This is a genomic window from Candidatus Uabimicrobium helgolandensis (assembly GCF_041508025.1).
Classification (GTDB): domain Bacteria; phylum Planctomycetota; class Uabimicrobiia; order Uabimicrobiales; family Uabimicrobiaceae; genus Uabimicrobium; species Uabimicrobium helgolandensis.
Genome location: NZ_CP165719.1, coordinates 2,876,548 through 2,890,552, shown reverse-complemented (window position 1 = coordinate 2,890,552; position 14,005 = coordinate 2,876,548). Strand labels below are relative to the sequence as shown.

Here is a 14,005-nt window from a genome sequence, read left to right as displayed (position 1 = left end):
GCAAAACTTTCTTTAGTTATAGTCAATTACAATAGATGAACTGCGTACGATACCACTCCACGGATTGTCACCTTGTATTTGGTCCTGGAATATAAGAGTTATTTCATATTTACCGCGATTTTTTAACAGTTGGGCTTTTGATATAGTTAATTTTTGTGTTCGCTGCGGCTCTACCACAAAACTCTGTTTATTTTTAGAAAAAACAGGTGTCTGGTATTCTTCATTTGTTTGTAAATTTCGAATGTGGAACAAAAAGTTGGGTGTGCCAGAGAAGCGCTTGAGGTACAAAGCACTAGACGTCAAGTTTGTAGCAAATACTGCAATTGCTTTTTTTGAACCATCTGCAGTACGCAGCAGCAATGGTTGATTTACCCAAGATGGTGTATCTTTGTTCGTTTGGATTTTGAGTAGAGAACTATCGATCCTCTTCCCTTTTGGAAGAATATACTCTTTGTTGTTATCGTCCACGAATTTTACTTTACCACTATATACGTCTACTTCAGTTATTTTGCTGGTAACAGATACTAAAAATTCTGTTCCTAGTACTTGCGCAGTACCATGTGTGGTTTGAATTGTAAGTGAGTTCCCTGGGACAACATTGAAATAAGCATTGCCGTCAATAAGTTGTACCGAGTCAGGCCCGGATATTTTCATTTTTGTACCTGGCGCTAGATTACACTGTACACTACCCATGGAAAATTTAACAACGCTACCAGCATCAATAACTTTGTTCGTGGGAATGAAGTCCCCAGCTTTTATGTTTTTGTCAGCCTGATAAAGCAAACCGTGGGTAAGTTGAATTGTTGGTGTTTGTGGTAATGAAAAATAAATAGCCATTGTTAAAAGCAAAAAAGAAGCCGCTATTTGTAAAAAAGGCACGCGGGGTTTTTTAGGTTGGAGTGGACTGTCAATAAGACTTGCCCAGTTAATATCTTTTGGTGTAAATTGAGGAGTTTTTACCTGAGAATATAACTGTAAATGTTTGTTAAGAGTCGTTATTTCCCCAGAACACTTTTTACATTGATCAATATGCAGGCCAATGCTTTTACTATCTTCAAGCTCATTTTTGTGAAATGCTAGAAGATCTTCATTTGATGGACAGCTGATCACATTTGCCTCCTTTTGCATATCGCTTTTCTGCATTTTTGCAGCAAACGGCTAAATTACCTCTATACATTTCCCATTTTCCTATTCCTATCTATTTTTTACTAAAGTTTGTAACTGTAATGACTTGTAGATATCAGTTTGCGACCACAAATCTTAAAAATCAAATACAATTTAAAATCACACTGCCAAAAATTTCGTTAGCATTAACGAAGGGTATCAACATTAATAGAGCTAAGAATCATGAGAAGTTTCTTCAACATATTTGCTTAGCTTTTCCCTAAGTTTTTTTTCCGCTGTAGACATGCGAGATTTTACTGTGCCAATTGGTATATCAAGAATTTCGGCAATTTCGCGGTATTTAAGCCCTTCAAATTCGCTCATGACAAATACCAATCGATACTTATCGCCTAACTGCTGGATAGACTCTAATATCTTGTGCGATAACTCATCTGTTAACATTTTTACATCAGGAAGTGGGGTGTTTTCTTCCTGCTGCTGGATATGAGAATTACTTTCTATACTATGTACTTGCGGACGGCGCTTTTGTTTTTCACGTTGATTAATCCAATAGTTTTTGGCTATTTGAAACAAGTATGTCGTAAATTTCGCCAGAGGTCTATAATTATAACGCGCACGCCAAATACGCATAAAAACTTCTTGTACATAGTCTTGGCTAGTTTCTTGTTGGCATCCCAAACGCATATAAAAATTACCAACGACAGAGGCGTATTTTTGGTACAAAGTATCGAAAGCCTGTAGATCGTCTTCTTTAACTCTCAGCATTAATTTAATATCTTCGTCTATCTTCATATATATGTATAAACCCGTTCTCAGAATTAAGGTTCGAATTTTTTTTATATTTTTTGGAACGCGCAATTTCAAATAACACGCTCGAATAACATACCCACAGATACCTATAAAGTCAAATATTCTACCGTTTTCCCACAAAATTGTAAAGTGACCTCATGTAATTTTATAGCGTTATGTTTCTTGATCGTGTTGACTTGTCAGGAAATCTAAGAGAAACAATAAACTCTTGTACTAAAAAATTAACACCACAAGAAATAATTGCATTGGCAGAAGGCTTGGAAGAATCTTATGTAGTAAAAGATGATTTCAATAAAACATTAGAGAAATAGGTGACTGAAAAACTTTATTTATCAATAGATGGAGATGATATAGGGAGAAATTTAGAACTCTTGGTCATAAGTAATGACTCAAAACAACTAAAAATATTTTCGCAAAGTTTTGAGGAATGAATTGAAGAACTTCGTTTAGCAATTGAAGAAAAATTTAATGCAACGATTATTCTTACAGCGGGAGATAGTTTGATAGCAACGTTTATAGAAAAACATCACTTTTTAGAAGAATTAGAGTATTTACGAAATAGCTTTACTAAAAAAACAAAGTGCACTTTGTCTATTGGACTAGGACGTTCTCTTCGTGAATCTTATATGTCTCTTAAGTTTGCTAAGCTCAAAGGAAAAGATAGAATTTGTATGTGGAAAGAAATGTATAACTAGGTATATTCATTATACATTTGTAGTCAGGGAGTGATTTTGACATGAATAATTGCTCTACATTGTTTTTCTTTGTCTCTCAGTAATAATTTATTTTTAATATACCTCAAGAAAAATATACAAGTGAAAGATGTTCTTCTACGGCTTTGTATCTTTCACTCATATGTAGTTTTTCAAAAAATTATTTTTCTTTCAACCACTTTTCCAAAATTTCAGGATGACTTTCTACCCATCTGCGCGCAACATCTTGCGGTTTTTGCGCTGGATTTCCTGGGACATCTTCTAGTTCTGCAATGAGGAAACTTACTTCTTCTATAGGAATAGACCAGTTTGAGAAGAATTGATATGCTTTGGGGATTCGTTCTTTGAGTTTTTTAGAAATACCGACATATACTGTTGCGGGAGGATACGCACAGGAAATATTGGTATTGTCTGGTTCACCTTTTACGTGAACCCATTTACTCTTTTCATATTTTGGTTCTTCTAAACGAACAAGGTCGAACTTGGCCATTGGCCACTCTGGCTCCCAGTAATAAAAGACAATTGGTTTATCTTTACGCATGGCCTCTTTGAACATGGCCAAGAATAACCATTGTTCAATTTTGAGTGGTTGTAATTGTAAATTGTATTCTTCTATTTTTGATATATTAATCTCTGAAGCCCCCCAGCTAAAAGGGCCAACCCATATTTCCCCTTTTTTATCACCGTCACTGTCAAAGATGCCCTCTTTACCGCGCAAATCAAAAATACTTTTAATGCCGTGTTTTTTCGCTATTTTAGCAGACATGTAAAACCCTTGGGGAGCATTGTCATAGCTTAATTTTACTTTTACCGTTTTGCGCTCGCTCACATATTTGTCAAAACCTTCTTGTTGGTTTGGCATCCACAAATCAGGGTAAATGTCAGCGGTACCATTATCAAGAGCGGGAAATAAAATGCTTGCGTTAAGAGGTTTAATTTCGACTGGGATATGTAGTTTTTTTTCCAATACATATTTCATTATTTGCTCAATGGCGATGGAGCCAGACCACTGCATACCACCAATAATAACTTTTTCTTCGGTGATATACTCTACATTTTTTGTATTTGTAGAGTCTTGTTTGTGTAGCACAGCAAAAGTAACAAGAAATATAATGGTGAGTACTATTGCCGCTGTCATACCGTGGTGAACAAATTGTTTCCATACTCTTTTCCAACCAACACCTTGCTCTAAACTTTGCAAAGCCTCATCTTTTTTATTGGATTTTGTGGTTTGCGAAACACCTTGTAAAATACGATCCAAAATAATAGCGATGAATAAAATACCTAATCCAGCTTCAACTCCGAGTCCTAATTTAACTTGCTGAATAGCAGTCAAAATTTGTACTCCCAGACCGCCGGCCCCAATCATCGCAGAGGTTACTACCATTGATAATGCCATCATTACGGTTTGGTTAACACCTGTCATAATACTTGGCATTGCTAAAGGTAATTGTATTTTAACTAGTAACTGCGAAGGTGTACAACCAAAGGCTCGCCCTGCTTCCACAACATCAAAAGGAACTTGACGAATTCCTAGGTCGGTTAATCTCACCATTGGTGGTAGAGCGAAAATAACCGTCGCAATGATTCCAGGAACATTACCAATACCAAAGAGCATCACTGCTGGAATGAGGTATACGAAGCTAGGTATTGTCTGCATTCCATCGAGAACAGGACGCAATATCCTATTACTTATATCGTTATAGGCGGATAAAATTCCCAAAGGTAGCCCCATAGTGATAGAAAGGAGTACACTTGTTACAACCATTGCCAAGGTATCCATTCCCTCTTTCCACAGCCCAAATCCTCCTAGTAGAAATAGGGAGACGGCGGTAAGGATAGCTATTTTGCGTCCGGCGCAGCGCCAAGCGATTACAATAAAAATAATCATCATAATCGGCCATGGTAGTGCATTGAGAAAATTACTAATTTGTTGCAATGTTGCATTGATTACAAGCGTAATACCTGTTAGTAGAGGAGAAAAATGATCGGTTAACCATTCCATCACAAACTCTATAAAGTTTCCAAGAGGTATTCGAACAGGGAATTCCATTTTTTCTCCTTATTTACACCATGTTTGCTAGTTTTTGCAATAGACTATCGCGATCAATTACGCCGGCAACTTCTTCATTTTTATCAATAACAACTAAGGGTGTTGTTGTTTGTGTTATTTTCGTAAGCACTGTTTTCAGAGGAGCATCTATGTCTACAGTTGGATATGAAGTTATATTTTCTTTTACGATATGAACTTTATCTAGTGACATAATGTTTTTTGCTACTGTTACTTTAGTTTGTGAAACAGAACTCACAAATTCACTTACATAGTCGTCAGCGGGTTCCAACACAATCTGCTGCGGAGTACCAACTTGAATGACTTTTCCATCTTTCATTACAGCAATACGACTAGCTAGTTTTAGTGCCTCATCTAAATCGTGGGTGATAAAAATAATCGTTTTGTTCAATTGTTTTACAAGTTGTAAAAATTCATCTTGCATTTGACAACGAACCAAAGGGTCTAATGCACTAAACGCTTCATCCATAAGAATAATATCAGGATCAAGTGCTAAAGCTCTTGCTAAACCTACGCGTTGCTTCATACCACCGCTGAGTTCATTGGGATAGTTACTTCCCCACCCTTTTAATCCTACAATTTCAAGCGTTTGTTGTGCGCGCGTTAATCGCTGTTTCTTATCTAAGTTTTGTACCTCTAGACCAAAAGCAACATTTTCAATTACACTGCGGTGCGGCAAAAGCGCGAAGTGTTGAAAAACCATTCCCATTTTTTTCTGACGCACCTCTCGTAATCTCTTAGCCTCCATATCAATAATGTTCTCGCCGTCAATCACAATCTTGCCAAGAGTAGGTTCAATCAAACGATTAAAGCATCGCAGCAATGTTGATTTCCCACTCCCTGAAAGTCCCATTACAACAAAAAGTTCACCTTCGTTAATGGACAAACAAACATCATTTACTGCTGTTGTGTAAAATTTAGAGATTTGATGAACATCTTTTTGCCCATTTTGCAATAAAGAAACTACGTTTGTTGGAGCACCAAATATTTTCCATAAGTTTTCGCAAACGATCTTCATGTTAACTCCAAATATTGTAAATTTTAAGTTTTAATATTTTTAATTTTTGCTAATCATTTGATTTTGTTACAGGTTCGTGTACATCATTGCCACAATGAGGACAAATGAGTTTTTCTGTCGGAACTTCATCTTCCACACATTCTACGAAACCAGCACCTAAAATCCCTACAGGTAGAGCAAACACACAAATCCCTAAAAATCCAATTCCTCCTCCGATAATTCTTCCCCAAACAGTAATCGGAAACATATCGCCATAGCCTATAGTTGTGATTGTAATAATTGCCCACCATAATGCTGCAGGTACGCTGGAAAATGCGGGGTTTGCTTCATGCTCAACTAGATACATTAAATTGGCCGCTAAGATCGTTACAATAATCACAATAGCAAAGCTTATAAGAAGATGTTCGCGTTTGTTATACAAAACATGCCCTAACATCTGGAACGCTTCTGCAAGTTTTCCAACGCGAAAAATACGGAATAGACGAAACAAACGGAGTATGCGAATAAAACGCAAATCAATCAAGCCGTTGAGTAGAATTTCTAAGTAGAAAGGCAGTATTGCGAGGATATCGACAATCGCCATAGGTGTGCCCATTTGCTTTAAACGCCCTTTGATCATTCCTTGGTACTGAGGTTGAGATGTACATGCCCAAACTCGTAGTATATATTCAATACTAAAAATAATAACTGACACTAGCTCAAAATTGAAAAAAAATGCGCTATGATTCTTATTAAGTTCAGGAACTGTTTCGAGTATTCCAACAAAAACATTGACTGCTATGAGTAATAAAATGCCAATTGAAATAGTGTTTCCAACAATATCGCCCTTAGGAGGATCAGATAATATCTGGTATATACGCTTCTTCATTCATTTTTCCTTGAAAAAAAATCCATCGTTTTTCACTGGTTTACAGTATAATATATATAGGTTATGTACTCTAAGAAGTTTCTAAAAAAATTTGATTCACGATAATATTTGCAAAATGCGTAGATTTGAATGAACAACGCAACTAAAATCCTTTGAGGTGAAAACTATGGAATTCCTACAAGACTCTTTATCAAAAGTTAAGAAAAACCCAACGGATTTCATCGCTGTTTTAGGCGCAAAAGGTAGTGGAAAAACTCTACTAACAACAGCGATTATTTCCAGTATTATAGATGGACTTGTTCCCGAGATGACAGGTACTGTTTCCGAAGGAACGCATGAATTTCTCAATCGTCACCTCATTCCTATCCGCCAAAAGAAGCAGTGGCCTGAGCCTACGCGCGGTTGGCATGATTTAAATATATCTCTGCGTTGGGAGACACCGAAAAAAATACGTGATTACAAAATTCAATTTCAAGATATCCAAGGAAGTGACTTTGAAACAGGGGACAGTGAGCTCGTTCAGCGTATGTATGATGCGCGAGCATATTTCTTTGTTGTTTCTCCTAAACACTTGCTTACCGAAGAAGAATTACGTGTTGCAGCTGGTGACAATGCTTATTTAGAATCTATTATTCCAGAAGAAGGTCGATTTGCACGACAGATGAACTGGAACTATTCGCAAATGTTAGAAAAGATTATTACTAGTCATCAAATCGAGGGAAATGATGGTAAGATCAGTCGACCTATTTCAGTTATCTTTACGCGAAAAGACGACTACCCTAATCTTGAAATAGAAACTTTAAAACAAAAATTTCAAGGGACATTTAAATGGTTTCAGGCACATGCGCGTTATGTTGAATACTTTTTTGTATCTTCTGTCGGAAAAACAGTTGCACCTGATCCTGAACAAGACGCAAAAACCAAACAAATTTTTATTCATCAATATGGTGAAGATTACAATATTGATTTGCCAGCGAAAAAAAGTCCTCCTGCTGAAATTTCACCAGAAGGAGTTATTGAGCCAATTAACTTTGTATTACAAGCTTTTGCATTTGAAAGTACGCGCGTTTTGCGACAAAGGTTACAAATTTCTTCTATTGCAGCAGGTATTATTTTTGCGCTATTTATTTTGTGGTCAGCAGTAAGTTGGGTATACAATTACAATCTATCTATGCAGATGCGTAATGAGAGTGCAAATATTCTCAATAATTTTATTCGTGAAAATGAAACGCAAGAAAAAGAAATCTACCAGAAAATAAGTGACTATGTAAAAGCTTATGGAACTTCTCACAAAGAAGGAAAAGAATTTTTAGCAAAACAAACGCGTATACGTAGTAAAGTTCAAACAGAGTGGTTAGATGAAGTTTCTCAGCAAGCACGAGAAAACGATCAAAACGATAAAAACGTACGCGACTATCAAGAAGCATCTCGATCGATAGAAGAATATCTACGCTCTGGTTTTCCACAAGGAAAAAAATATTTACACGACATGCTAGAACGTTTAGAGAAACGCATAACTCTCGCCAAAACTCTTGAAAACTATCAGCAAAGTTATTTACATGCGGACTATCGTCATGCGCTTTCTATTCTTGACGAGTATTTAAAAAGACACAGTTTTCAGAGATCGAGCTTAATTGAAAAACGAAAAAAATTACAGCGTGTTTACAGTGCTGCTTTGTATAAAAGGGCTTTAGAACAAGGTAATATATACAATACGCGTGCCAAGTTAGAGGATAAAGTTATTGCTCTTGAATCTTTCTTGAAGAAAGAGCGTATGAATTTTGTCAGCGAAGACTTGCAAAAACTAGAAAGTGAAATTTGGGAACTACGCGCGCAACAAACGCATATTGAAAGCAAGGAAGCTTTTGACAAACGCGATTATAAAAATGCGCAGCGCATACTAAAGAATTTTGAACGTCTAGAGGGAATACCAGAGAATATTCGCAAAAGTATTCGCCAAGAACTACAACAACTGTATGAGCAAGAATACGCTCAAGAACTCAATTTAGCACTGCAATTTCACGGCAAAGAGTGTCTAGATGCTCTCGCAAATTTTAAAGATAAGTACATTCATCACAGTGCTTTTGATAAAGAATCGTTATTAAACAAAGTGTGTCTTGCTCTTGCAGAAGTGGCTAAAGAAGTTCAGCAAAACGGAATTTGGGAACAAGGTATTGCAACATTTAATCACGAAGAACAACGTTTTCCTAGTGTGGTAAATGAAACCGCATTTTGGAAGTTATTTTTACCTGTTATTCAAGGACGTATTTTCAAATTGGCAGAGCTTAAGAATTATGAATCAGCGTGGTCGTTACTAAAAATTTATGATATTAAACTCTCAGGGCAAATTCGCTTAAAAAAATATGCTCTTGAACTACAAGAATGGTCGCAAAAGCTTGCGCAACGTGAACTTGAAAATAAATGGAAAAGTATTCTTGTCGAAAATAGTGTAATAAAAGCAATACGCGATCTCGAAAAATTTCGTCGTTACAGCAATCAACCTGTAACAATGGGGATTTATCGTACAGAATATAAAGAGAAGGTCGACGAAAAGCGTTTTCAACTTTGTGTACAGCAGTATGAAGTTGCTGTAGCTAAAAAAGACTATTCTCAAGCACGCCTTATACTTGAACAATACGAAGGTTGGGGCGCAGGGAAATATGCAACGCGTATTTCTGATATGCATGAGGCAATTAACAAACAAGAAATTATGGGTTTTTGGAATTCGTCATTGACAAAGATTGAAGATGATTTTCTCACCACTATGCAAAAATTAGAAGCCTTACAAGATTTTCAACGTCTACACCGCGAGCGTCCTGGTTATAAACATGTAGAAGAAGATGTAGAGGTACTTGCTAGAAGTATGACCGACAATCTTAAGGAAGAGCACAAAAAGCAAGTTACAACGCAAATAGAACGTGCTTTTGAAGATGAAACAGCGCTACCTAAAGCGCAAGAAGCTTACGAAAAATACCAAAAAGAACATCCTGGTGATAATGCATTGACAAATTTTCAAGCGCAGATTCACGAAGCAAAGATTAATTGGGCAAGACGTCATTTGCAAGACAGTGAAGATATGTTTGATCCGCAGAAAAAATACGATGCTTACGAACAGTATTTACGTAAATATTCAACAAATCGTTATTTATATCGCGAACTACTTCACAAGGCAGAAAAAGCCAAAAAAGCATCTGCTCTTGAATGGGATCGTCGCGAGTTTCAAAAAGCAGACTCTGCTTGGAGAAGTTTTCAGTATCGTTCAGATGAATTTTCAGCAGTAGAAGGTCGAAAACGTATAGAAGAAATTAGTCATCTATACACGGAGTATAGTAAACACTGGGGACCAGAAAAGCAATTTATTGAACAATCGAAAGAACAAATACTTTTTTTACGGCAATTGCTTAATGGTGCGCGCTATACTTTAAAGTTAAGCGGTGGAAAATTTGCCAAAAACTATTGGGTCTATAATCCAAGCGTTAAGGTTTCAATTAAAGTTGGTAGTGTAACTTATCCGTTTACTATTTTCAAAGATAAGCAAGAGGTTTCGTGGGACGAAACAAAAGAAATATATTGGAAAGCTTACGAAACTGTTAGTTTAGAAATTATTGATAGTGATAAAAAAAGCAAAAACGTATTACTCACTCACAAGGAAGTTGGGTGTTTTAGTTTAATTAAATTCTGTACTGTTGAAGATCGCCAAGAGAAAAAAATGGTACCTCAAAGAACAATCAGTAACAAGCATAACGCTGTTACATTTCACTTGGTAAGTAGCACTGTTGCAACAATAAATCAATGGTATGGTATCAAAGGAAAGGCTTCAGGGGACAAATAAAGGAGCAACTTATGACGCCTCTAAATTTAATTTGTTTCTATACTTCAGGAATAAAGCCTCTTAATAGTGCAGGTGTTTTACCCAACCACGATGATTGGGGACTTAAGTATATGCGCGAAGGAGATAATTCTCCTATGATTCGCTGGCAACAAAAGTGTGAAAATCTATATTTAGAAGCCAAGGTATTCTTAAAAGAAGAAAACGAAGGAGTTTTTACGCGACATTGGCAAGAAAATGACAAAAAACACTTAGCTATTGCTATTGTTGCCTTAGAAAAAGGCTCGATGCGCCGTAATGTTTTGGTCGGTATTTTTGAAACGTCGCATAATTTTTTACCAAAAGAAATTGCACATATATCTTTTGCTGACAAATTTTTACCTGCGGGCTTAAAAGAAATAAAAAGAAACCCGCAGATAGAAATAAGTATACAAGATAACAGTGCTTATTTCCCGATAATGACAAAACTTGGTGAACCTGTAGAACCGCCAAAAAAAGATCTGAATCGTACGACAACAAGTCATGTACCAGTACCAATGAAAAAGCGCCGCTCTGGCTCTTTGGCTTGGGCTGTTGCGTTTGCTATGGCTATAATCGCTATTTTGCCATATACTCAAGATACAGGTAGTAACCCGATGTCAACAAGTATGACTACGGCGATGCAGCCTCATTTTTCAAGTCGTGTAGATCGCACTGCTGATTTGGAAAGTGAAAATATCGAATTACGGCAAAAACTCGATACCGCAAATGCTAAGTTACGTGAACGGATGTATGAATTAGAAGAGAAAGATTCTGTGGTAACAGAAATTGGTGGATGGGAATCTTTGAAAGTACTTGTAAATATTAGTAAAAAATATCGTATAGATCGCGCTGAAAAATTGCAACTTGTTTTTGATAAGTTTAAGCGTGAAATTGAGCAGTTAAAGCGTGAAAAATCTACGTCTCAAAATAAATATAACAATCAAAAAGAAAAAATGAAGTACATTAAATTTAATTTGCAAAAATTACATGAACTTGTGGAACAAGAGTTGACAACAAGTAATGGTAGTAATTGGAAATTGAGTTTAAGGCATTGCAAAAAGGAAATACAAGACTTGCTAGAAAATGAATAGAACTGCACTGCAAGCCTTGATATTACAATGGAAATATAATATAATCGCACATTGCTAGCATGCTAGTGAAAGGGATTGTATTATATTTGCGATCATATCTCCAAAATACTCATGAAAATGAAATTCTTTTTCAAAGAGCGATGTAGGGGCGGTCTTGTGCCGCCCGTAGTACAAATACAAAATAAATAACGTTTGTGATTATTTGTATTTACAGTTCACTAAAGCAAGTTTTTTTAATGACTTGTAAGAGCGGGCAGCACAAAGCTACCCTTACACCGTACTACGTTAAAGATATACACCATAGGTGAGCACGCGAGCAGTGGTTGCACTTTTTAGAAAAAGTTTTACCCACCAAATCTTTCACTTCATCAAAAGCATTTTTAGAAATGTAATCATTTATCATTTTGACTAGACATGGAGACACTATGACTATAAAAGCAACTATTGTTATTTTATTAACTTTGGTAGCTATGGGCTTTTTGACTCGTACTGTATATATTTTATATTCACTACTAAAAAAAGCACAACCGACTAAAGACTTTCCACCTATCTCGCAAAGTATCAAAGACTTTTTTGTGATGGTCCTTGCGCAAACAAAGGTTTTGCGTTGGCATTATTCTGGAATACTTCACTCAATGATTTTTTGGGGATTTTTGGTTCTTGGAACCACTGTTGTCGAGATGTACGGTGAGGCGTTTAATCCAGAATTTGTATTTCCAATAATAGGTGGAACTGCTGCGATGGCATTCTCACAAAACCTATTTACGATATTAGTTCTCGTTGGTGTATGCATGGCCTTTATTTTACGAACGTTTGTAAAACCTAAACGCTATGAAGGCTCTGATCATATTGATGCGATGATTATTCTAGGATGTATTTCTATTATCGCTATATCTTTACTTCTCATGCACGCACAACGCGTTGACCACGGAATGGAATATGCAAAACAGGGATTTTTTGTTTCAAAGCATATTGCCGCTGCAATTCCTTCGGCTATTCTCAATCCAATTGCCGATGTTTCTTACTGGGTGCATTTCGGAGTTATTTTGTTTTTTATGAACTGGATTCCTCGCGGGAAACACTTGCACCTTTTTGCGATTATTCCTAATATTATGCTACGCAAAAACACCAAGAAGGTAGCGCCTGGTAAGTTACGTAAACTCGATTTAGATGATGAAGATGCAGAAGTATTTGGGGCAAATAATTGGACTGAATTTCCATGGAAAGATATGTTAGATACATACGCTTGTATGGAATGCGGACGTTGTGTTGATGTATGTCCTGCTAATAGTACAGGTAAAGAACTCAATCCTAAAAAATTACACACTGGTATTCGCTACGCCGTACAAGAAAATGCTACGGAGCTTCTCAAAGAAGGCGCAGAATTTCCGAGTCTTGTTGGTGATATATTTAGCGAAGATTTCTTTTGGCAATGCACTACATGCGGAGCGTGCGTTGAAGAGTGTCCTGCCACCAACCAGCACATTGACAAAATTATGGATGTAAGACGCTACATGGTACTTACCGAAGGTACGATGAAGCCCGAAACTGCGCAAGCGATGAAAAGCTTAGAAACGCAGTATAATCCATTTACAATGAGCCATGAAAGTCGCTTTGATTGGGCAGATGGCAAGAGTATTCCAACTATGAAAGAAAAACCTGATGCGGAATATTTATATTGGGTAGGATGCTTTGGCTGCTTTGATGATCGCAATAAAAAAGTTACGGAAGATTTATGCAAAGTAATGGACCACGCTGGTGTTTCTTATGCTATATTGCAAGGTGAAGAAAAATGTACTGGAGACCCAGCGCGCCGCGCTGGTAATGAGTATTTATTTGAAATGCTTGCCGAAGAAAATGTCGAAACACTAAACAAATACAAAGACAAAAAAATAATCACTCAGTGTCCTCATTGCTACAATACAATCAAAAATGAATATCCAGATTATGGTGGATCATATGAAGTTATTCACCATAGCAATGTTCTAGATAATTTACTTCAAGAGGGAAAAATTAAGCTAGATAAAGAAGTGAATAAACGCATGGTTTACCATGATTCGTGCTATTTGGGTCGCCATAATGGAGAATATAAGGCTCCTCGTAATGCTCTAAGTAAAGTAAAAGGTGCTAAGCTTCTTGAAATGGAAAGAAGTCACAGCAAGAGTTTTTGTTGCGGAGCAGGTGGTGCAAGAATGTTCATGGAAGAAACAGAAGGAAAACGTGTTAACGTCGAACGTGTAGAAGAAGCGTCGCGTACCAATCCTGATGTTATGGTGAGTAATTGCCCGTTCTGTTTATCTATGTTTGAAGATGGAATCAAGAGTGCAGGTTTACAAGATGATTTTAAACCTGTTGATTTAGTTGAAGTGATTGCAGAAGCAATTGAGTTTACACAGGAACAAGAACAAAAAGCAAAAGAAAAGTAAAGTAAAAAAAGGGAGCTTTCGCTCCCTTTTTTT

At 36.7% G+C, this 14,005-nt stretch carries 8 protein-coding genes and 1 pseudogene; 4 read left to right on the top strand and 5 right to left on the bottom strand.

All coding sequences use genetic code 11. The features are described 5' to 3' along the window. Positions 1-12: 12 nt before the first annotated feature. Both UABHE_RS10485 and UABHE_RS10480 read right to left on the bottom strand, forming a co-directional pair. Positions 13-1,110, bottom strand: a complete 1,098-nt coding sequence (locus UABHE_RS10485; RefSeq protein ID WP_372370219.1) for a FecR domain-containing protein — start codon at positions 1,108-1,110, stop codon at positions 13-15. A 228-nt stretch (positions 1,111-1,338) separates the two neighbouring features. Further along, positions 1,339-1,917, bottom strand: coding sequence for an RNA polymerase sigma factor (locus UABHE_RS10480; protein WP_372370218.1), 579 nt, complete (start codon positions 1,915-1,917; stop codon positions 1,339-1,341). Between the two features lie 329 nt (positions 1,918-2,246). On the opposite strand from UABHE_RS10480, the pseudogene UABHE_RS10475 reads away from it, so the two are divergent. Next, positions 2,247-2,630 (top strand): annotated as a pseudogene (locus tag UABHE_RS10475) (mCpol domain-containing protein). 178 nt (positions 2,631-2,808) lie between these two features. Here UABHE_RS10475 and UABHE_RS10470 read toward each other — a convergent pair. The 3 genes from UABHE_RS10470 to UABHE_RS10460 are packed head-to-tail and all read right to left on the bottom strand — an operon-like array spanning position 2,809 to position 6,605. Continuing rightward, positions 2,809-4,701, bottom strand: a complete 1,893-nt coding sequence (locus UABHE_RS10470; RefSeq protein ID WP_372370217.1) for a glycine betaine ABC transporter substrate-binding protein — start codon at positions 4,699-4,701, stop codon at positions 2,809-2,811. Between the two features lie 13 nt (positions 4,702-4,714). Continuing rightward, positions 4,715-5,737 (bottom strand): glycine betaine/L-proline ABC transporter ATP-binding protein, encoded by a 1,023-nt coding sequence (locus tag UABHE_RS10465; RefSeq protein ID WP_372370216.1) that lies wholly within the window; start codon positions 5,735-5,737, stop codon positions 4,715-4,717. A gap of 49 nt (positions 5,738-5,786) precedes the next feature. Then, the gene (locus tag UABHE_RS10460) at positions 5,787-6,605 is read right to left on the bottom strand and encodes an ion transporter (protein ID WP_372370215.1); all 819 of its coding nucleotides are present in this window, start codon (positions 6,603-6,605) and stop codon (positions 5,787-5,789) included. 166 nt (positions 6,606-6,771) lie between these two features. Here UABHE_RS10460 and UABHE_RS10455 point away from each other — a divergent pair, with 166 nt between their 5' ends. The 3 genes from UABHE_RS10455 to UABHE_RS10445 all read left to right on the top strand — a co-directional run bounded on the left by UABHE_RS10455 (position 6,772) and on the right by UABHE_RS10445 (position 13,972). Further along, positions 6,772-10,437 carry a hypothetical protein gene (locus UABHE_RS10455; RefSeq protein ID WP_372370214.1) on the top strand — a complete coding sequence of 1,222 codons (3,666 nt, stop codon included), beginning with the start codon at positions 6,772-6,774 and terminating at the stop codon, positions 10,435-10,437. 11 nt (positions 10,438-10,448) lie between these two features. Continuing rightward, entirely contained in the window at positions 10,449-11,546 is a 1,098-nt protein-coding gene (locus UABHE_RS10450; RefSeq protein ID WP_372370213.1) for a hypothetical protein, read from the top strand. 425 nt (positions 11,547-11,971) lie between these two features. Then, on the top strand, positions 11,972-13,972 hold the full coding sequence (locus tag UABHE_RS10445) for a (Fe-S)-binding protein (RefSeq protein WP_372370212.1): 2,001 nt from the start codon (positions 11,972-11,974) through the stop codon (positions 13,970-13,972). Positions 13,973-14,005 lie beyond the last annotated feature (33 nt).

What these genes read in the sequence shown, in the direction of transcription:
- UABHE_RS10480 (WP_372370218.1), bottom strand. Translation starts at nt 1,917, where the DNA reads ATGAAGATAGACGAAGATATTAAATTAATGCTGAGAGTTAAAGAAGAC.
- UABHE_RS10470 (WP_372370217.1), bottom strand. Translation starts at nt 4,701, where the DNA reads ATGGAATTCCCTGTTCGAATACCTCTTGGAAACTTTATAGAGTTTGTG.
- UABHE_RS10465 (WP_372370216.1), bottom strand. Translation starts at nt 5,737, where the DNA reads ATGAAGATCGTTTGCGAAAACTTATGGAAAATATTTGGTGCTCCAACA.
- UABHE_RS10460 (WP_372370215.1), bottom strand. Translation starts at nt 6,605, where the DNA reads ATGAAGAAGCGTATATACCAGATATTATCTGATCCTCCTAAGGGCGAT.
- UABHE_RS10455 (WP_372370214.1), top strand. Translation starts at nt 6,772, where the DNA reads ATGGAATTCCTACAAGACTCTTTATCAAAAGTTAAGAAAAACCCAACG.
- UABHE_RS10450 (WP_372370213.1), top strand. Translation starts at nt 10,449, where the DNA reads ATGACGCCTCTAAATTTAATTTGTTTCTATACTTCAGGAATAAAGCCT.
- UABHE_RS10445 (WP_372370212.1), top strand. Translation starts at nt 11,972, where the DNA reads ATGACTATAAAAGCAACTATTGTTATTTTATTAACTTTGGTAGCTATG.